The organism is Bacillus sp. FSL R5-0560 (genome assembly GCF_037966305.1).
Lineage (GTDB): Bacteria > Bacillota > Bacilli > Bacillales > Bacillaceae > Bacillus > Bacillus mojavensis.
In genome coordinates this window covers 3,864,514-3,885,073 of record NZ_CP150195.1, presented here as the reverse complement: position 1 = coordinate 3,885,073, position 20,560 = coordinate 3,864,514, and the positions used below count along the sequence as shown (strand labels likewise).

General features: G+C 46.0%; 18 protein-coding genes and 2 pseudogenes. 19 read left to right on the top strand and 1 reads right to left on the bottom strand.

Annotated features, from left to right (window positions below; translation table 11 throughout):
* Positions 1-8: 8 nt before the first annotated feature.
* The 12 genes and pseudogenes from NST56_RS20300 to NST56_RS20245 all read left to right on the top strand — a co-directional run.
* Positions 9-348: pseudogene (locus NST56_RS20300) on the top strand (DegT/DnrJ/EryC1/StrS family aminotransferase); the annotation flags it as partial.
* Positions 349-1,218 carry a GNAT family N-acetyltransferase gene (locus NST56_RS20295; RefSeq protein ID WP_168749035.1) on the top strand — a complete coding sequence of 290 codons (870 nt, stop codon included), beginning with the start codon at positions 349-351 and terminating at the stop codon, positions 1,216-1,218.
* Positions 1,218-1,385: pseudogene (locus tag NST56_RS20290) on the top strand (spore coat protein); the annotation flags it as partial. The gene NST56_RS20295 and the pseudogene NST56_RS20290, both read left to right, overlap by 1 nt.
* Before the next feature lie 198 nt (positions 1,386-1,583).
* On the top strand, positions 1,584-2,321 hold the full coding sequence (locus tag NST56_RS20285) for a sugar phosphate nucleotidyltransferase (RefSeq protein ID WP_168749033.1): 738 nt from the start codon (positions 1,584-1,586) through the stop codon (positions 2,319-2,321).
* 2 nt (positions 2,322-2,323) lie between these two features.
* Positions 2,324-3,271, top strand: a complete 948-nt coding sequence (rfbB, locus tag NST56_RS20280; protein WP_286059327.1) for a dTDP-glucose 4,6-dehydratase — start codon at positions 2,324-2,326, stop codon at positions 3,269-3,271.
* A gap of 13 nt (positions 3,272-3,284) precedes the next feature.
* The gene (gene rfbD / locus NST56_RS20275; RefSeq protein ID WP_286059328.1) at positions 3,285-4,136 is read left to right on the top strand and encodes a dTDP-4-dehydrorhamnose reductase; all 852 of its coding nucleotides are present in this window, start codon (positions 3,285-3,287) and stop codon (positions 4,134-4,136) included.
* Positions 4,129-4,584 carry a dTDP-4-dehydrorhamnose 3,5-epimerase family protein gene (locus tag NST56_RS20270; RefSeq protein ID WP_010332322.1) on the top strand — a complete coding sequence of 152 codons (456 nt, stop codon included), beginning with the start codon at positions 4,129-4,131 and terminating at the stop codon, positions 4,582-4,584. Before rfbD ends, NST56_RS20270 begins: the two co-directional genes overlap by 8 nt.
* Positions 4,585-4,912: 328 nt before the next feature.
* The gene (bslB, locus tag NST56_RS20265; protein WP_010332321.1) at positions 4,913-5,377 is read left to right on the top strand and encodes a biofilm surface layer hydrophobin BslB; all 465 of its coding nucleotides are present in this window, start codon (positions 4,913-4,915) and stop codon (positions 5,375-5,377) included.
* Positions 5,378-5,555: 178 nt separating this feature from the next.
* Positions 5,556-6,830, top strand: a complete 1,275-nt coding sequence (rocG, locus tag NST56_RS20260; RefSeq protein ID WP_010332320.1) for a glutamate dehydrogenase — start codon at positions 5,556-5,558, stop codon at positions 6,828-6,830.
* A 231-nt stretch (positions 6,831-7,061) separates the two neighbouring features.
* A complete protein-coding gene (gene pruA / locus NST56_RS20255) occupies positions 7,062-8,609 on the top strand; it encodes an L-glutamate gamma-semialdehyde dehydrogenase (RefSeq protein ID WP_229148587.1) in 1,548 nt (515 codons plus the stop codon).
* A 71-nt stretch (positions 8,610-8,680) separates the two neighbouring features.
* Complete coding sequence (locus NST56_RS20250) at positions 8,681-10,381, top strand: M20/M25/M40 family metallo-hydrolase (protein ID WP_339178777.1); 1,701 nt, start codon at positions 8,681-8,683, stop codon at positions 10,379-10,381.
* Entirely contained in the window at positions 10,381-11,793 is a 1,413-nt protein-coding gene (locus NST56_RS20245; protein WP_268448061.1) for an amino acid permease, read from the top strand. The genes NST56_RS20250 and NST56_RS20245 overlap by 1 nt, the downstream gene beginning before the upstream one ends.
* Positions 11,794-11,823: 30 nt before the next feature.
* Here NST56_RS20245 and NST56_RS20240 read toward each other — a convergent pair whose 3' ends face one another.
* On the bottom strand, positions 11,824-13,023 hold the full coding sequence (locus NST56_RS20240) for a multidrug effflux MFS transporter (RefSeq protein ID WP_339178774.1): 1,200 nt from the start codon (positions 13,021-13,023) through the stop codon (positions 11,824-11,826).
* A gap of 219 nt (positions 13,024-13,242) precedes the next feature.
* Here NST56_RS20240 and NST56_RS20235 point away from each other — a divergent pair, with 219 nt between their 5' ends.
* The 7 genes from NST56_RS20235 to NST56_RS20205 all read left to right on the top strand — a co-directional run bounded on the left by NST56_RS20235 (position 13,243) and on the right by NST56_RS20205 (position 20,548).
* Complete coding sequence (locus tag NST56_RS20235; protein ID WP_010332315.1) at positions 13,243-14,481, top strand: MFS transporter; 1,239 nt, start codon at positions 13,243-13,245, stop codon at positions 14,479-14,481.
* Between the two features lie 160 nt (positions 14,482-14,641).
* Positions 14,642-15,256: a bacilysin biosynthesis protein BacA gene (locus NST56_RS20230; protein ID WP_168749025.1), complete on the top strand. Its 615-nt coding sequence runs from the start codon at positions 14,642-14,644 to the stop codon at positions 15,254-15,256.
* Entirely contained in the window at positions 15,246-15,956 is a 711-nt protein-coding gene (locus NST56_RS20225) for a cupin domain-containing protein (protein ID WP_339178770.1), read from the top strand. Before NST56_RS20230 ends, NST56_RS20225 begins: the two co-directional genes overlap by 11 nt.
* Entirely contained in the window at positions 15,956-16,717 is a 762-nt protein-coding gene (bacC, locus tag NST56_RS20220) for a dihydroanticapsin 7-dehydrogenase (RefSeq protein ID WP_268444577.1), read from the top strand. Before NST56_RS20225 ends, bacC begins: the two co-directional genes overlap by 1 nt.
* 22 nt (positions 16,718-16,739) lie before the next feature.
* Positions 16,740-18,158 (top strand): ATP-grasp domain-containing protein, encoded by a 1,419-nt coding sequence (locus NST56_RS20215; RefSeq protein ID WP_339178765.1) that lies wholly within the window; start codon positions 16,740-16,742, stop codon positions 18,156-18,158.
* A complete protein-coding gene (locus NST56_RS20210) occupies positions 18,155-19,336 on the top strand; it encodes an MFS transporter (protein WP_339178763.1) in 1,182 nt (393 codons plus the stop codon). The genes NST56_RS20215 and NST56_RS20210 overlap by 4 nt, the downstream gene beginning before the upstream one ends.
* A gap of 12 nt (positions 19,337-19,348) precedes the next feature.
* Positions 19,349-20,548, top strand: a complete 1,200-nt coding sequence (locus NST56_RS20205) for a pyridoxal phosphate-dependent aminotransferase (protein WP_339178760.1) — start codon at positions 19,349-19,351, stop codon at positions 20,546-20,548.
* The last annotated feature ends 12 nt before the right edge of the window (positions 20,549-20,560 follow it).

Genomic DNA, 20,560 nt, shown 5'->3' with positions numbered 1-20,560 from the left:
CATTGCCGCGTTTGTCAGAGCTGATCACGCCGTCTGTTCATAATGAAGGCCGGCATGCCTGGCATGTATATGTCCTGCAAGCCAATGGAAAGCAGGCCGGTGTCACTCGGAATGAAGTGTTTACGGCTTTAAAGGATGAATACAATATCGGCACACAGTGTTCATGTTATCCCAGTGCATATTCCTCCGTATGATCAAAAGCAATTTGGGTTTAAGGAAACAGACTACCCGCGCGCCATGAATAATTACAAACGTACCCTGTCACTCCAGCTGTATCCATCAATGTCTGACGAAGATGTCAACGGCGTGATTGAGGCCGTGCGGGACACCGCAAAAGGGGCTGGTTAGGTGTATACGATAAAAGAGAATGTTTCCCAAGAGGCAATCATGGAATTTCTCCAAAGCAAACAGATGACGCTTGACGGATCGTATCAATTTTCGCTCGGCCTGTTTGAAAACAGTCAGCTTCAAGGCGTGATGCTGTATGAAGACGCCCTTTGGGAAAGCAAAATGCTTCAGAAAAAAGTCATGAACGTAAAGCTTCTCGCGGCCAACAGCACAGGGCAGCTAAAACAGCTGTTTCAGGCCCTGTATTCTGTTCGGCAAATGGATGAAACAGATTTTGTGTTTGTGCGTGTACCGGCAGAGGATATTGGAGCAGTACATGTCATTCAGCAGCAGCCGTCCTCTTATTTTGTCGGCAGTTTGCTTAAACTGGTGAACACGCCGTCTCCATATGAAAAAACGCCGCCATTTTTTGAACTGGTTCAGCCTGAACCTGGAGACACCGAAGAGATTTGCCAGTTAGCCAGCGACGCATTTGCGAAAAGCAGATATTTTCACGATCCTTTTCTTAGCCGTGAGGCGGCGAACAAAATCTTTCAAGAGTGGACACGAAACAATCTGTCGGGGAGAGCAGATATCAATATTGCTGCTAAATATAATGGAGAGATGATTGGCTACCTGCAAGGTTTATCAAAAGGTGATGAGTATGTGCTTGATTTGATGGCTGTGAAGCCGGGGTATGAAGGCAAGCGTGTCGCGTTTCATTTATTGGCGCATCTCATAGAACAACCGGAGACATTGAAGCATAAAACGGTAACAGCGGGGACGCAGCTTCATAATGTAAGAGCGATCCGCCTATATGAAAGAATGGGATTTACCGCTGTTCAATCGTATTATAATTACCACATTTGGCCGGGCAAGAAGGCGAAATAATGGCGGGTTTTCAGATCACGAACAAAACTGTCGGCAAGCACGCTCCCGTTTTTAATAGTTTCGAGACAGGAATTAATCATGACGGAAAATGGGATCAGGCCTTTGCACGGATTGATGCCGTGGCGGAAGCGGGTGCGGATATCATTAAATTTGTTATTCAAATGTTTTAAGTCAACAAAACGGCGGCCGGAAGACTATCACTTGGTCTCAGTCCTCTATCAAAAAGCAGGCGAGCGCCCTGTTGTCTCGGCTGCAGAGTGAATCGGCCTGCCGTCGTAAATGGAAAAGGACTGAACCGGGTATCACCCATCCATTATGATTTGCTTGATGATAAGATATAAAAATGCATGTAAGGAAGTGTTAATGTGAAAGGTGTCATTTTAGCCGGAGGAAACGGCTCACGCCTTATGCCCTTAACCAAAGCCGTCAACAAGCATTTGCTTCCTGTAGGCCCTTATCCGATGATTTACTGGTCGATAATGAAGCTCGAGGAAGCCGGAATTAAAGAGATTTTACTTATCAGCCAAAAAGAGCACATGCCTCAGTTTTATAAGCTGCTGGGAAGCGGAGAGGAGCTTGGCGTCTCCGTCACTTATCAAGTGCAGCCCGCCGCCTCTGGAATTTCAGATGGGTTATCGTATGCAAAACGCTTTACTGGAAAGAACCCTTTCATTTTATTATTAGGTGATAATATATTTGAAGATTCATTAAAGCCTTATACGGAGCGATTTCAACAGCAGGGAAAAGGGGCGAAGGTGCTTCTGAAAGAAGTGGATGATCCAGAACGTTTTGGAATTGCTGAGATTGATGAGAAAAACAAACAAATTCGATCCATTATTGAAAAGCCTGCAAATCCGCCGACCAACCTTTGTGTAACCGGCATTTACATGTATGATGCAGAAGTGTTTTCGTATATTGAACAAATATCACCATCAAAGCGCGGCGAGCTGGAAATCACTGATGTAAATAATTTATACATTGAAAACAGCAAGCTGACGTATGATGTGTTATCGGGCTGGTGGGTCGATGCAGGAACACACGAATCGCTTTATCTCGCCTCCCGGCTGGTACATCAGGCTTTACAGAAAGGACAGGACGAATAGCTATGGCAAAATCATATCTCATTACAGGCGGGGCCGGATTCATAGGGCTCACGTTTACAAAGCTCATGCTGAAGGAAACGGATGCGCGCATTACCGTTTTAGATAAATTAACGTATGCCAGCCACCCGCAGGAAATCGAAAAACTAAAGGGAAACAGCCGTTTTCGGTTTGTAAAAGGGGATATCAGCATTCAAGAGGATATCGACCGGGCGTTTGACGAGACCTATGACGCCGTGATTCATTTCGCCGCGGAATCGCATGTAGACAGAAGCATCTCCCAAGCGGAGCCGTTTATCACAACGAATGTCATGGGCACATACCGTCTGGCTGAGGCAGTCTTACAAGGAAAAGCCAAAAAGCTGATTCATATTTCAACAGACGAGGTGTACGGGGATTTAGAAGCGAATGATCCCGCATTTACGGAAACAACGCCGCTTTCTCCTAACAACCCTTATTCCGCGAGCAAAGCGAGCTCTGACCTACTTGTGCTATCGTATGTGAAAACGCACAAGCTGCCGGCTATTATAACACGCTGCAGCAACAATTACGGCCCATATCAGCATAGTGAAAAAATGATCCCAACGATTATCCGCCATGCAAAACAAGGCTTGCCGGTTCCGCTCTACGGTGACGGGCTTCAGATCAGAGACTGGCTTTTTGCAGAGGACCATTGCCGCGCCATCAAGCTGATTTTAGAAAAAGGAACCGACGGTGAGGTGTATAATATCGGCGGCGGAAATGAACGCACGAATAAAGAGCTGGCGAGTATCATCATGAAACATTTGGGCTGTGAGGAATTGTTTGCTCACGTCGAAGACCGAAAAGGGCATGACCGGCGCTACGCGATCAATGCGTCAAAGCTGAAAAATGAGCTTGGATGGCGGCAGGAAGTGCCGTTTGAAGAAGGTATTGCGCGTACGATTCGCTGGTATACAGACAATGACCGATGAGAAGGTGATCCGATTGACAAAGGTATTGGTGACCGGTGCGAGCGGACAGCTTGGCTTGGAGCTGTGCCGGCAGCTGAAGCAAGCCGGATATGAGGTCATTGCGTTAACAAAGCAGATGATGAACATCGCCGATCAGCGTTCTGTACGGCATTCGTTCGGGCATTATCAGCCGGATATCGTGGTCAATACCGCCGCGTTTACGTCCGTTGACAAATGCGAGACGGAGCTGGATAAAGCATACTTGATCAACGGTATTGGCCCTTACTACACAGCGCTGGAGTCATCCCGCATCGGAGCGCAATATGTTCATATCAGCACGGATTATGTGTTTGACGGGAAGGGGACCCAGCCATACAGGGAAGACGACCACCTCGACCCGAACACCATCTACGGCAAAAGTAAAAAACTCGGAGAAGAGCTGATCCAGTTAGCAAGAACAGACAGCACGATCATCAGAACATCGTGGGTGTACGGACAAAGCGGCAGCAATTTTGTTCATACGATGCTGAAGCTCGCTGAAACAAAACAAGAGCTGCGGGTTGTGAACGATCAAATCGGCTCGCCGACCTATACGAAGGATTTGGCGGAAGCGGTCATCAAGCTGTTCAGCCATCCGCCGGGCATCTACCATGTCAGCAATTCAGGCATATGCAGCTGGTATGAGTTTGCAAAGGCTATTATGGAAGAAAGCGGGCTGAACACAACGATTACACCTGTAACGACAGAAGAATATGGGAATTCGACACCCCGGCCGGCTTACTCTGTGCTGAGCCACAGGGCTATTGAAGAAGCCGGCATACGACCGCGTCATTGGCGTGACGCTTTACGGGAATATTTGCAGGAAAGGAGCAGTGCTTGTGATTGAAGGAGTCAAGGTGAAGAAACTGACAAAGCATTGTGATGACAGAGGTTTTTTTGCTGAACTGGTTCGCGATGATGAGAACCTCCTTGAGCATTTTGGGCAGGCGTCTTGGTCCAAAAGCTATCCGGGTGTGATCAAAGCGTTTCATTATCACGAGAAGCAGGACGATCTCTGGTTCTTCCCGACCGGCCACGCTCAGGTTGTCCTTTACGACCTGCGGGAGGATTCAGAAACAAAAGGAGAAACCGATGTCTATTATATGGGAGAAGACAACCCGATGCTGTTGTTGATTCCAAAAGGCGTCGCTCACGGATACAGAGTGCTGGGCGAAACGCCACTGACAATTATCTATTTTACAACAACCTCGTATAACCCTGATCAGCCCGATGAAAAAAGAATTCCATGGAATGATGAGACAATCGGTTTTAACTGGAATACCGAATTTAAATAGATCATAGAGCAGCTATCCATCGAAGATCATCAGGCATCTTCGACTTTTTTTGTCCTGTTTTGTTATCGGGACAAAAGATAGAAAAAATAGGCGCATATTTTACTAGATACAGGTCGAAAACAGTCTATTAGAATCTTGTGAAAATGGGATGAATTTATTATTTTCATTTAAGTGTTAATATTCCTAAAAAAGCATTTACTTCCATGGAAATTGGTGATAGATTAATTTTTAAGAAAAAGAATTGGTAATTCGCGAATTACGGGTTAAATGCTTTTTCTGCAGAGGACGCTCTGGCCAAATTCAACAGTGATTTGAGGGGGAAATTGTCATGTTAAAAAGAACTTCATTCGTATCTTCATTTTTCATCAGTTCAGCTGTCTTGCTATCAATCTTGCTTCCTTCAGGCCAAGCTCATGCGCAGTCTGCAACAATTGAGGCAAAAACGATAAACAGTACAAAAGAATGGACAACTTCAGATATTGAAGTGACTTATAAACCAAACGCAGTGCTTTCTCTGGGAGCAGTTGAGTTTCAATTTCCTGACGGATTCCACGCGACAACAAGAGATTCTGTAAATGGAAGAACACTGAAAGAAACACAGATTTTAAACGATGGAAAAACGGTCAGACTCCCGCTTACGCTTGATTTGTTAGGCGCAACCGAATTTGACCTCGTGATGGTGCGCAAAACGCTTCCGCGCGCAGGCACTTACACGATTAAAGGCGATGTAGTAAACGGTTTGGGAATCGGCAGTTTAAATGCTGAAACGCAGCTGGTGATTGACCCTCGTTAATAGGAATAGAAATGATCAGGGGCTGATGTGGTATCAGCCTCTTTTTTGTATGTTTTAAAAACTGGTACGAATCTTGCATGTAGATAAGGTGAACCCAGTGAAGAAAGGAATTGATCTATTTCAGTTTTTAAAAGCGCTTACATTTTCCTGAAGATAAAATAATGATGAGGTGAAAAACATGTCAGAAAAACAAATCACAAAGGATGAAGAAAAAGAAGCTCTCAATTTATTTCTGTCTACGCAAGCGATCATAAAGGAAGCCCTGCGGAAACTGGGCTATCCGAGCGGAATGTATGAATTAATGAAAGAGCCGATGAGAATGCTCACTGTACGAATTCCGGTGAAAATGGATAACGGCAGCGTGAAAGTCTTTACGGGCTATCGTTCACAGCACAATGACGCGGTCGGCCCGACAAAAGGGGGCGTGCGTTTTCATCCCGAAGTGAATGAAGAGGAAGTAAAGGCATTATCGATTTGGATGACGCTCAAATGCGGCATCACGAATTTGCCATACGGCGGCGGAAAGGGCGGCATTATTTGTGATCCGCGGACGATGTCATTTGGAGAATTGGAACGGCTGAGCCGGGGGTATGTCCGCGCCATCAGCCAGTTAGTCGGCCCCACAAAGGATATTCCCGCTCCCGATGTGTACACCAATTCGCAAATTATGGCGTGGATGATGGATGAATACAGCCGGCTTCGGGAATTCGATTCTCCGGGTTTTATCACAGGAAAACCGCTCGTTTTAGGCGGATCACAGGGCCGGGAAACAGCAACAGCACAAGGCGTAACCATTTGTATAGAAGAAGCCGTTAAGAAAAAAGGAATCAAGCTGCAAAACGCGCGCATCGTCATACAGGGCTTTGGGAACGCCGGCAGTTTTCTGGCTAAATTTATGCATGATGCCGGCGCAAAGGTTATCGGTATTTCGGATGCCCACGGCGGTCTGTACAACCCGGATGGCCTCGATATTCCTTATTTGCTCGATAAGCGGGACAGTTTCGGAATGGTCACCAATTTATTTACAGATGTCATTACAAATGAAGAGCTGCTCGAACAAGAATGCGATATTTTAGTGCCTGCGGCTATCTCAAATCAAATCACAGCCAAAAATGCCCATAACATTAAGGCCTCAATTGTGGTCGAAGCGGCTAACGGGCCGACGACAATCGACGCGACAAAGATTTTGAATGAAAAAGGGGTACTCCTGGTGCCCGATATACTGGCGAGTGCAGGCGGTGTAACGGTTTCTTATTTTGAATGGGTTCAAAACAACCAAGGGTATTATTGGGCAGAAGAAGAGGTTGCGGAAAAGCTGAGAAACGTGATGGTCAATTCATTTGAAACGATTTATCAGACTGCGGCCACACACAAAGTCGATATGCGCTTGGCGGCTTACATGACGGGCATCAGAAAGTCTGCAGAGGCGTCTCAATTCCGCGGGTGGGTTTAGGTGGGGATAATACCTCCCTTCTCCTGCAAAAACATTTTGCTTTTTTTGTTTGCGTATGGATGAAAATCGCAAAGTGATTTTGCACTTTCTATTCATAGAAGGCAATATGTTTAGATTTCTGACAAATTTCTCTGCGATTCTGCAAGTTTTTTTGTGAAAAGGTGAAGCACTGGTACGAATCTTGCTTTTATCTTTATGAGAAGACATATTACATAACGAGGGGGACTACATATGACCGTTTCATATGCGCACGAACCATTTACTGATTTTAAGGAAGCGAAGCATAAAACAGCCTTTCAAGAATCACTGGCCTTTGTAAATACTCAGCTCGGCAAGCATTATCCGCTTGTCATTAATGGAGAAAAGATCGAAACGGATCGCAAAATTGTTTCGATTAATCCGGCCAATAAAGAAGAAGTGATCGGCTACGCCTCAACGGCTAATCAAGAGCTTGCTGAAAAAGCGATGCAATCGGCGTTACAGGCATTTGAATCGTGGAAAAAACAAAGACCGGAGCATCGCGCGAATATCCTTTTTAAAGCTGCGGCTATTTTACGCAGAAGAAAGCATGAATTTTCAAGCTATCTCGTAAAGGAAGCGGGAAAACCTTGGAAGGAAGCAGATGCTGACACAGCGGAAGCTATAGACTTTTTAGAATACTACGCGCGCCAAATCGTAAAGCTGAAGGACGGGGCTCCGGTAAAGAGCCGGGCAGGCGAGCATAATCAATATCATTATGAAGCGCTTGGCGTCGGCATTGTCATTTCGCCATTTAATTTCCCGCTCGCCATTATGGCAGGAACGGCTGCGGCTGCGATTGTCACGGGGAATACAATTCTGCTGAAGCCGGCAGATGCTGCGCCAGTCGTGGCCGCTAAATTTGTCGAGGTGATGGAGGAAGCGGGTTTGCCAAACGGCGTTCTCAATTACATTCCGGGAGATGGAGCCGAAATTGGCGATTTCTTAGTTGAACACCCTAAAACAAGATTTGTATCATTTACAGGCTCCCGTGCTGTCGGCTGCCGAATTTATGAGCGTGCCGCAAAAGTGCAGCCGGGCCAAAAATGGCTGAAACGCGTGATTGCTGAAATGGGCGGGAAAGATACAGTGCTTGTCGACAAAGATGCTGATTTGGATCTTGCTGCCTCTTCTATCGTTTACTCCGCATTCGGGTACTCAGGGCAAAAATGTTCAGCGGGCTCCCGTGCAGTGATTCATCAGGATGTCTATGATGAAGTCGTAGAAAAAGCAGTTGCGCTGACCAAAACGCTGACAGTCGGAAGTCCGGAAGATCCTGATACGTATATGGGACCTGTCATTCATGAAGCATCCTATAATAAGGTCATGCGCTATATTGAAATCGGCAAGTCTGAAGGCAAGCTTTTGACCGGCGGAGAAGGTGATGATTCTAAAGGCTACTTTATTCAGCCGACGATCTTTGCAGATGTTGATGAACATGCACGCCTCATGCAGGAAGAAATCTTCGGGCCGGTTGCTGCCATCTGCAAAGCGCGTGATTTCGACCATATGCTTGAGATTGCAAATAACACAGACTACGGACTGACAGGCGCTCTGCTGACAAAAAACCGTGCGCACATTGAGCGGGCTCGCGAGGATTTTCATGTCGGAAACTTATACTTTAACAGAGGCTGTACCGGAGCTATTGTCGGCTATCAGCCATTCGGCGGATTTAATATGTCTGGAACAGACTCAAAAGCAGGAGGTCCGGATTATTTAATTCTTCATATGCAGGCGAAAACAACATCCGAAGCGTATTAATTGAGAAAACGGAAATAGTGCGATTGTGTTTAGATCGCACTATTTACATTTTGGGATGAGGGGGATGATGTATGCTCTATACAAAAATCAGTCACATGATGCCGGCTGAACGGATTGAGGCACTGACAAAGTCTCTGGTCAGCCTCAGCAGTGTGAATGGCACCATCGGGGAAGGGACGAAAGCTGATTTTATCAAAGAAGTCATCATGAGCTATCCTTATTTTCAGGAACATCCTTGCCATGTATGGGAGCAGGCTATACCTAACGACCCGTACAACCGGAAAAATATGTTTGCGTTTGTGAAAGGCAGCGGGGAAAGCCGAAATACCGTCATTTATCACGCCCACTTGGATACAGTGGGAATTGAAGATTTTGGACCGCTAAAGGATATCGCTTTTGATTCTGAAAAATTGGCTGAGTATTTCTCCAGCTATGCTTTTGATGAAGACGTTCAGCGGGACGCCAAGTCGGGTGAATGGGTGTTCGGCAGAGGCTCTGTCGACATGCAAAGCGGCATCGCAGTGCATTTGTCCAATCTCCTGCACTTTTCAGAGAACCGCGAAGCATTGCCGGGAAATCTATTATTTATGGCAAATCCGGATGAAGAAAGTCAGCATGCCGGTATTCTCGCCAGTATTTCTGAGCTGAACCGATTAAAAAAGGAGAAACAGATTCAGTATCTGGCTGCTATTAATACCGATTTCATTACGCCGCTATACGATGGTGATTCAACAAGATATATTTACACCGGAGCCGCGGGAAAGCTGCTGCCTTGCTTTTATATATCAGGCCGGGAAGTGCATGTCGGAGATACGCTTGCTGGCATCGATCCAAATCTCATTTCTTCTGAAATCACAAGCCGCATCCACAACAATATTCATTTAGCAGAAAAGATTGAAGGCGAATTGGTTCTGCCCCCATCCTGCTTGTACCAGCGTGATAACAAGGAATCCTATAACGTCCAAACCGCCGTCAGCAGCTATTTGTATTTCAATTATTTTATATATGAAAAAACAGCAAAGGAAGTCATGGACCAGCTTACCCAAGTCGCTGAGGAGGCGTGCCGGAACACAAAACAAAAATTATCTGATTATTATGAAGAATATCTAAAGCGAACAAATCTTCCAAAGAGACATTTGTCTTGGGATATTCAAGTCTTCAGTCTGGATCAGTACATGGAAAAGCTAAGAAGCCGCGGTATCGATCCTGAGCAGTGTATAGAGCAAGCATTCAAAGCCAATGAGCATCTTGAACTGCGCATGAGATGTTTTAATGCAGTTGAAGAACTCCAAAAACTTGATCCCGATCAGGGCGCAAAAGTCATTCTGTTTTATGCTCCTCCTTATTTACCGCATAACTATTTAAAAGAAGAAAGCACAAGAGACCAGCTATTGCAGCATGTGATCAAAGAAGCGGTGGACAAAACCGCCAAAACGACAGGTGAAACCTTTGTTTTCAAAAAGTTTTTCCCTTACTTGGCAGACGGCAGCTTTTTGTCGCTGCACGAAACCGATGACGAAATTGATTCCTTTATCAGAAACTTCCCGGGGTGGGAGATGATTGGAACCATTCCGTTCAAAGACATACGGAAACTGAACATTCCTTCCATTAACATGGGGGTATACGGCAAAGATGGACATAAATGGACTGAAAGAGTATACAAGCCGTACACATTTCATATATTGCCTGATCTGATACAGCAGACCACTGTTCACCTTTTGCAAAGCTATCGGATGAATATCAGCACAAAAGAGCCGAAGGGAGAAGGATGATGCAGGATCATAAAAATGAATTGCAGCGCAGTATGAAAAGCCGGCATTTGTTTATGATTGCCTTGGGCGGCGTCATCGGCACCGGGCTGTTTTTAGGTTCCGGCTTTACGATCAGCCAGGCGGGGCCGCTCGGAGCGATTGTTGCCTATATGATTGGCGGGTTTTTAATGTATCTAGTCATGCTTTGTTTAGGGGAGCTGGCTGTTGCCATGCCGGTCGCCGGATCGTTTCAAGCTTATGCTGCAAAGTTTTTGGGGCCGTCGACAGGTTTTATGATCGGCTGGCTGTATTGGTTCAGCTGGGCGAATACAGTCGGCTTGGAGCTAACGTCAGCGGGCATTTTGATGCAAAGATGGCTGCCCTCCGTGCCAATCTGGATATGGTGCCTCGTTTTCGGTATCATCATCTTTTTAATTAATGTGCTGTCAGTCAGAAGCTTTGCGGAAATGGAATTTTGGTTTTCGAGCATCAAAGTGACAGCGATCATATTATTTATCGTGATCGGCGGGTGCGCTGTGTTTGGCTTGATTGATTTTAAAGGCGGCCAGGAAACGCCTTTTCTATCTCATTTCATGACCGATAAAGGACTGTTTCCAAATGGTGTGCTGGCTGTTATGTTTACGCTGGTTATGGTCAATTTCTCATTTCAGGGGACGGAGCTGGTCGGAATTGCGGCAGGGGAGAGTGAAAGTCCGGAAAAGACACTGCCGAAGTCCATTCGAAATGTCATCTGGCGAACGCTGTTTTTCTTTGTGCTGGCCATGTTCGTCTTGGTCGCCATTCTTCCGTACGAAACAGCGGGGGTGATTGAAAGTCCGTTTGTAGCGGTGCTTGATCAAATCGGCATCCCGTTTGCGGCTGATATGATGAACTTTGTCATATTAACGGCGATTTTATCTGTTGCCAATTCTGGTTTATATGCAGCCTCGCGCATGATGTGGTCGCTTTCAACAAACAAAATGGGCCCGGCTCTTTTAACCAGACTGACCAAAAAAGGGGTGCCGATTAATGCCCTGCTGATTACGATTGGGATTTCCGGCTGTTCGCTGCTGACTAGTGTCATGGCTGCAGAAACCGTGTATTTATGGTGTATATCAATCTCAGGCATGGTGACAGTTGTCGCGTGGATGTCCATTTGCGCCTCGCAATTTTTCTTTCGCAGGCGGTTCCTCGCTGAAGGCGGGAACGTGAACGACCTGGAATTCAGAACTCCTCTTTATCCGTTGGTGCCGATTCTTGGGTTTGTATTATACGGATGCATATTGATAAGCCTTATTTTCATCCCAGATCAAAGAATCGGCTTGTACTGCGGTGTACCACTCATTATTTTCTGCTATGCGTACTATCATCTGAGCATCAAGAAACGCTTACAAAAAGAACCGCTGAAAAAAGAGCAAACAGAAGCGCAATAGAAAAAGCTCTCCGGGAGGCCGGAGAGCTTTTTATGCGTTACGTCTGACAAGAAACACATAGGACAATATCGCGAGCACATCAAAGCCAAATATACTCAGCGCCATCGGCCACGCGCTTTCTTCCCCGGCAACACCGACGAGCGGAGCGGCAATGGCCCCTCCGATAAAGGGCAGAAGCCCAAGGAGCGCCGCGGCGCTGCCCGCCCCTTTTTCCTGCTTTTGCATCGCCAGCGTAAAACCTGTCGTTGTGACGATACCGACACTGGAGACGATAATAAATAAAGATGCGCAGACAGCGAACAGCCCGAGGTCAAAAGTGAACGACAAAAGAAGTGCGGCGCTTCCGATGATGGAGATCAATAGACCAGAGATGAACAGCTTGCGCTCATCAACATTTTTGGCCAGCCGCCCCGTCATCTGTGTAGCCGCAATAATGCCCGCCCCGTTGATGGCAAACAGCATGCTGAACATCTGGGCCGACACACCGTATATGTTTTGCAGGACAAATGGCGAACCGGAAATATAAGCAAACATGCCGGTCATGATAAAGGCCTGGCTGAAAGCAAAACCCATAAACGCCCGGTCGGCAAGCAAGTGCCGAAATGTAGCCAGCGTCTCCCGGAGTCCGCCCTTTGTCCGTTTTTCAGGAGGCAGTGATTCAGGCAATGCGGTAAGAACCGCGACAAAAATAAGACACCCGATCCCGGCCAGCACGATAAACACGGTTGACCAGTCAGTAAATTGAAGGATGAATCCTCCCGTAATCGGGGCTAAAATTGGCGCCGCACCGTTTACGAGCATTAACAATGAGAAAAAAGCGGTCAGGTCTTTGCCTGAGTACATATCGCGGGCAGTGGCGCGGGCGATGACAATCCCCGCCGCTCCGGTAAAGCCCTGGATAAACCTCATGATAATTAAAAACGCGACAGAAGGGCTGAACGCGCATAATAAGGATGAGAGTGTATAAAGCACCATTGATATGATCAGCGGTTTCCGGCGCCCTTTCATATCACTGAGCGGTCCGACGATAATCTGTCCGAGCGCAAGCCCGAGCAGACAGAACGTTAAGCTCAGCTGTGCGAGTGACGCGGTCGTATGCAGGTCGGCAGCGACTTGGGGAAGAGCAGGCAGATACATATCAAGCGACAGCGGCCCGAATGACGCCAGCGTGCCGAGAATGAATACCATGCCGAGCCTGAAACGCGCGGCTGTTGAATAACCTTGATTCATCACATGACCCACCTTAACAAATGATCCTATTACTATAGCATATCCCAGGATATGTTTTTATTTTATTTTAAAATTGAAACAATAAATCTCTTATTCATATTCGAATGTAAATAATAAAAAGAAATTCATTTTCGTTCGAATTGTAAATTGTAAATAAAGGATGCTAAACTATAATTCAACTTTATATTTAAAAGATTCCGGAAGAGGTGTTAAGGGAGAATGAAGAGTAAACAAAACAATCACAGCAAATCAAAACATCATTTTCCGCTATTTCTTGCGTTGGCTTTAACAATGGGCGTATTTGCGGCTGGATCTGAAGAGCTTGTCATTTCACCGCTGCTGCCTGATTTAGCAGATGCCTTCAACTCAGATGTCAGCGTGCTTGCGCTATCTATCAGTATATATGGGATTATGATTTTTATCGGTGCCCCGCTGCTGGTTCCTTTAGGGGATAAATACTCGAGAGAACTGAGTTTAATGTTGGGACTTGTGATCTTTATTATAGGAACCGTGATATGCGCTTTGGCACACAATATCTTTTTCTTCTTTTTAGGCCGGGCGCTTTCAGGATTGGCAGCAGGTGCATTTGTCCCAACCGCTTACGCAGTTGTCGGGGATCGTGTCCCGTATACATATCGAGGCAAAGTGATGGGACTGATCGTATCAAGCTGGTCGCTTGCACTGATTTTCGGTGTGCCGATCGGATCATTTATAGGCGGCGTCTTACATTGGAGATGGACGTTCTGGATTTTCGCCTTGATGGGTGCGCTTGTTGTTTTGCTCATTCTATTTGAAATGCGCCGCCATAACGATAATAAAAACAGCAGCCTCGAGGAAAAAGAGGAGCCGGCGGGGACATTTCGAGACGCGCTTAAAGTGCCGCGTGTTCCCGTTTATATCATAATCACCTTTTGCAATATGATTGGCTTTTACGGTATGTATTCGTTTTTAGGCTCTTACCTTCAGGACGTTTTTGCTGGAGGTAATACGGCTGCCGGCTTATTTATCATGATTTATGGCATCGGATTTTCCATGAGCGTCATTACTGGTAAGATTGCCGACCGTATTGGAAAAATGCGCTCTCTGGTCATTGCGCTGGCGGTCATCAGCGTTCTGCTGGCTTGTATCGCGTATGCGCCTGCATCAATGCCTCTGCTCATCATCAGTCTATTCATCTGGGGATTAATGCAGAGCTTGACGGTGACGCTGCTCAGCACCATTTTGAGTGATTGCTCAGAGCGTCATCGCGGGAAAATTATGGCGTTTTACAGCCTCGCCTCGAATCTTGCCGTGACGTTGGGTTCTGCTTTGATGGGACCGGTATACGTGGGATATGGTTATACAGCTGTCGGGTTCATATGTGCAGGCATTACAGTACTGGGATTGGGACTCAGTATTTTTGCCTACAGAAAGTACGGCATTCATGATCAGAAAGCGGATCATTCATTATATCAATAAACAAAGCTTCTAAATTCCTATAAATAAGCGATGTATAAAACCCTATTTTTAGGGTTTTTTCGTTTGTATAGGGATATTTATCAATATTTCCAAATAATGTTGACAGTCTTATCTCCGCTGGATAAAATTTACTTAAAATTTAAAAGATTGGTTGGTGCTCATGATTATATTGGATAATAGCATTCAGACAAAAAACAAAGCTTATTCAATATCAAAACTGATTACAGTCAACACGCTCGGCCCAGAAGGGACAAGCAGTGAGTACGCAGCAAAACATTTCATCTCCAATTTTACTCTTCTCCAGGGGCTAAACAGTAAATTATCTTTGCATGATACATTTGAATCATGCATCGAAAGGACTCTTCAAAGCCCGCTGGAATACACCATCGTTCCACATGCTTACGACGGCATTAAGCATTTCTACATGAGGCCGGATTTGCAGCTTTTGCAAATCTTCAGGTGCGATACACCGATGTACGGCCTGGCAGTCCGTCCTGATTTCACATTCAGCGACGACATGCTTGACACATCTGTTATTGTTTCACATCCATCACCTATCAATTTAATAAAATATTTTACCCGCAAAGACGTTAGGTTTGAGCTGGTCAATTCAACCAGCGCCGCAGCAAAAAAAGTAAAAGAAGGTCTTTCAGACATTGCTTTAACCAATGAACTGGCAAGGCAAAAATACGGGCTCAAATTTGTTAAGACCTTTAAAAGCATTCCTATGAGCTGGTCATTATTCGGAAAAGGAGACGTTGAGTATGAAAACTGAACAAGATTTGAAGGAGATTTATTTCCCGACACCAAAATTAATAGAGTGGGAGAACGGAGTGAGACAGTATTCCACCGTCCGCGGCGATACTGAAGTGCTAATGTCTTACGTTCCGCCGCATACTAACGTTGAACCGCATCAGCATCAGGAAGTCCAAATCGGCATGGTCGTTTCAGGCGAGCTATCCATGACTGTCGGAGATGTCACAAAAAAAATGACAGCCTTGGAATCGGCATATATCGCGCCGCCGCATGTGCCTCATGGAGCAAGAAATGAAACAGACCAAGAAGTCATTGCCATTGATATTAAACGGTATAAAGCTGATGAAACATATACAAGTCCTGAAGATTATTTTTTGAATATTTTTAAAACAAGAGATTTAATGCCCGGAATGGAAGTCACGTTCTTTGTTGAGGATTGGATAGAAATTATGTTGGCTAAGATTCCTGGAAACGGCGGCGAAATGCCTTTCCATAAACATCGCAATGAACAAATCGGCATCTGCATCGGCGGCGGATATGATATGACCGTTGAAGGCTGCACAGTGGATATGACATTCGGCACTGCCTATTTCTGCGAACCTCGTGAAGACCATGGCGCCATCAACCGTTCTGAAAAAGAATCTCAATCCATTAACATCTTCTTTCCGCCGCGCTATAACAGATCAAAGACGAAAAAGGTAAAGGCGGATGAATCATAATGAACCTCATCGATAAAACCGTCCTTATAACAGGAGGCGCATCAGGCATTGGCTATGCCGCGGTTCAAGCTTTTTTGAACCAGCAGGCAAATGTGGTTGTGGCGGATATTGATGCAGCACAGGGAGAAGCGATGGTCCGGCAAGAAAATCATGACCGGCTGCACTTTGTGCAAACAGACATCACGGACGAAGCGGCCTGCCAGCATGCTGTTCAATCGGCAATCGATACATTCGGAGGATTAGACATTTTAATTAATAATGCGGGGATCGAAATCGTCGCGCCTATTCATGAGATGGAGCTGAGCGATTGGAATAAGGTGCTCCAAGTCAATCTGACGGGCATGTTTTTAATGAGCAAGCACGCACTCAAGCATATGCTGGCTGCCGGCAAGGGCAATATCATTAATACGTGCTCTGTCGGCGGAGTCGTGGCATGGCCTGATATCCCGGCATATAACGCTAGCAAAGGCGGCGTGTTGCAGCTGACAAGGTCAATGGCTGTTGATTACGCCAAACATCAAATCCGCGTTAACTGTGTATGTCCGGGAATTATCGATACGCCGTTAAATGAGAAATCCTTTATTGAAAATAATGAAGGCACACTTGAAGAAATCAAGAAAGAAAAGGCGAAGGTGAATCCGATGCTAAAACTCGGAAAACCTGAAGAAATAGCAAACGTGATGCTGTTTTTAGCCTCTGATTTATCAAGTTACATGACCGGAAGCGCCATCACCGCAGACGGAGGATATACCGCACAATAGAGAGAGAAGGAGTGTTTTACATATGGAGAGAAAAACAGTTTTGGTTATCGCTGATCTAGGAGGCTGCCCGCCGCACATGTTTTATCAAAGCGCTGCTGAAAAATATAACCTGGTCAGCTTTATTCCAAGGCCATTTGCCATTACAGCTTCCCATGCGGCGCTTATTGAAAAATACTCGGTCGCGGTCATAAAGGATAAAGATTATTTTCAGAGCATCGCAGATTTTGAGCATCCCGATTCCATTTACTGGGCGCATGAGGATCATGACAAACCCGAAGAAGAGGTAGTCGAGCAAATCGTCAAGGTTGCTGAAATGTTTGGAGCGGAAGCCATCACAACAAACAATGAATTATTCATCGCTCCGATGGCGAAAGCCTGTGAACGACTCGGCTTAAGAGGAGCTGGTGTACAAGCTGCCGAAAATGCCAGAGATAAAAATAAAATGAGGGCAGCGTTTAATAAAGCCGGGGTCAAAACAATCAAAAACAAACGGGTCACAACCCTTGAAGATTTCCGCGCCGCGCTGAAAGAGATCGGTACACCGCTCATCTTAAAACCGACTTATTTGGCGAGTTCAATCGGCGTGACGCTGATTACGGACACCAACACAGCAGAAGCTGAGTTTAACCGAGTCAATGACTATCTGAAATCCATTAATGTGCCAAAGGCGGTTACGTTTGAAGCCCCGTTTATTGCGGAGGAGTTTTTACAGGGAGAATACCCGGACTGGTATCAAACCGAGGGATACTCCGACTATATCAGCATAGAAGGGATCATGGCAGACGGAGAATATGTTCCAGTCGCGATTCATGACAAAACACCGCAAATCGGATTTACAGAAACGTCGCATATTACGCCGTCCATCTTGGATGATGAAGCGAAAAAGATCATTATTGAAGCGGCCAGAAAGGCAAATGAAGGGCTTGGCCTGGAAAACTGTGCGACACATACAGAAATCAAGTTAATGAAAAATAGAGAAGCCGGTTTAATAGAGTCTGCGGCCAGGTTCGCCGGATGGAATATGATTCCGAATATTAAAAAGGTCTTCGGCGTCGACATGGCGCAATTATTGTTAGATGTTCTCTGTTTCGGAAAAGACGCCGATCTTCCGGATGGATTGCTGGAACAAGAGCCTTGCTATATTGCCGACTGTCATTTGTACCCGGAGCATTTCAAACAAAACGGGCAGCTTCCTGAAGCGGCGGAGGATATGATCATTGAATCCATCAGCATTCCGGACGGGCTGCTGAAGGGAGATACGGAACTTGTTTCTTTCTCGGCTGCGGCACCAGGTACGTCTGTTGATTTGAGCCTGTTTGAAGCCTTCAATTCCATTGCCTCATTTGAACTGAAAGGCAGCAATTCACAGGATGTAGCCGATTCCATTAAACAAATCCAGCAGCATGCGAAGTTGACTGCGAAGTATGTGCTGCCGGTATGAAACAGTTAAAGCCAAATTCTAAATACTTGCTTTACGGGCAGGCGCTTTCGTTTATGGGAGACTATTGTGTTCTCCCGGCCCTGCTCATTTTGTCTACATATTATCACGATTATTGGGTGACGTCGGGAGTCATCGCGGTCAGAAGCATTCCGATGGTGTTTCAGCCATTTTTGGGGGTGCTCGTTGACCGATTGGACAGAATTAAAATTATGCTGTGGACAGATGTCATCAGGGGCGTCATCTTTTTGGGGCTCACCTTTCTCCCAAAAGGCGAGTATCCGCTGATTTTTCTTGCTCTGCTGTTTGTCTCTTACGGGAGCGGCGTGTTTTTTAATCCGGCGCGTCTCGCGGTCATGTCTTCATTGGAATCAGACATTAAAACGATCAATACCTTATTCGCTAAAGCCACAACCATTTCTATCATTGTCGGGGCGGCCGCCGGAGGGTTATTCCTGTTAGCCGGGTCTGTAGAGATGGCTGTTGCCTTTAACGGTGTGACATATCTGGTTTCGGCATTTTTTATCAGGCGAATTAAGCTGCAATTTGTCCCGATTCAGTCTGAAAATGTAAAAGAGGCCTTTCAGTCTTTTAAAGAAGGGCTGAAGGAAATCAAAACCAATTCATTCGTGTTAAACGCCATGTTTACGATGATTACGATGGCGATGCTCTGGGGGATCGTGTACAGCTATTTTCCGATTGTCAGCCGCTTTTTGGGTGACGGGGAGATCGGCAACTTTATCCTTACCTTCTGCATCGGCTTCGGCGGTTTCATCGGAGCGGCGCTTGTCAGCAAATGGGGCTTTAACAACAATAAAGGCTTGATGTACTTTACCATTTTATCAATCGTCTCACTGGCACTGTTTTTATTCACGCCCATTTTCGCTGTATCTGTCATTAGCGCCATCCTCTTTTTCATCGCCATGGAATATGGGGAAGTGCTTGCAAAGGTTAAAGTTCAGGAAAACGCGGCGAACCAGATTCAAGGGCGTATTTTTTCGGTGGCTGAAGCGTCCATTGGCTTGTGCATTTCGGTTGGTTCCATGCTTATCAACGTGTTAGAGGCTCCTGTCATCATGGGGCTGATTGTCATCATGGTAAGCGGTTTGTTTTGGCATACGAAGCTGGTGAACAAGTCTTTTTTGGAACGGGATAAAAAAACTGAGCAAATTCACTTATAAGGAGTCTTTCAGATGGAAATAACACCGTCCGACGTCATCAAGACACTTCCAAGGCAAGAATTTTCTCTCGTTTTTCAAAAGGTAAAAGAAATGGAAAAAACGGGGGCGCAAGTCATTAATCTCGGACAGGGGAACCCTGACCTTCCTACTCCGCCGCATATCGTGCAGGCATTGCAGGAGGCGGCTGTGAACCCTTCTTTTCACGGGTACGGGCCATTCAGAGGTTATCCCTTCCTAAAGGAAGCGATTGCCGCTTACTATAAAAGAGAATACGGAGTGACAATCAATCCTGAAACAGAAGTGGCGCTCTTCGGCGGAGGAAAAGCAGGCTTGTATGTTTTAACACAGTGCCTGCTCAATCCGGGAGATATCGCTCTGGTCCCGAACCCAGGCTATCCTGAATATCTTTCGGGTATTACAATGGCAAGAGCAGAGCTGCACGAAATGCCGCTGCACGCAGAAAACGGCTATCTGCCTGAGTTTGAGAAAATAGATCCCGCTGTGTTACAAAAAGCGAAACTGATGTTTTTGAACTATCCGAATAACCCGACGGGAGCTGTGGTGGATGCGGCTTTTTATGCAAAAGCGGCCGCATTTGCAAAAGAGCACCAGATTCATCTGATTCATGACTTTGCGTACGGCGCATTTGAGTTTGATAAAAAACCGGCCAGCTTCCTGCAGGCGGAGGATGCAAGAACTGTGGGCGCAGAGCTTTATTCATTTTCAAAAACATTTAACATGGCCGGCTGGAGAATGGCGTTTGCCGTCGGGAATGAAAAGATTATACAAGCGGTCAATGAATTTCAGGATCACGTCTTTGTCGGCATGTTTGGCGGTCTGCAGCAGGCCGCCAGTGCGGCGCTATCAGGAGATCAGGACCAAACAGATCGCTTGAAACGCATCTATGCGGAACGGATTGACTTTTTTACGGAGCTATGTGAAAAAGAACTGGGCTGGAAGATAGAAAAACCAAGAGGAACATTTTATGTATGGGCTGAAATTCCAAAAATGTTTGAGTCTTCTCACCAATTCGCTGACTACTTGCTGGAGCAGGCCCATGTTGTCGTAACACCGGGAGAGATTTTCGGCAGCAACGGAAAACGGCATGTCAGAATATCAATGGTATCGAAGCAGGAGGATCTGCGTGAATTTGTCATGCGGATTCAAAAGCTGAACCTGCCGTTTTCCTCATTACAAGAAGTATCCCGCTAAAAAGCGGGATTT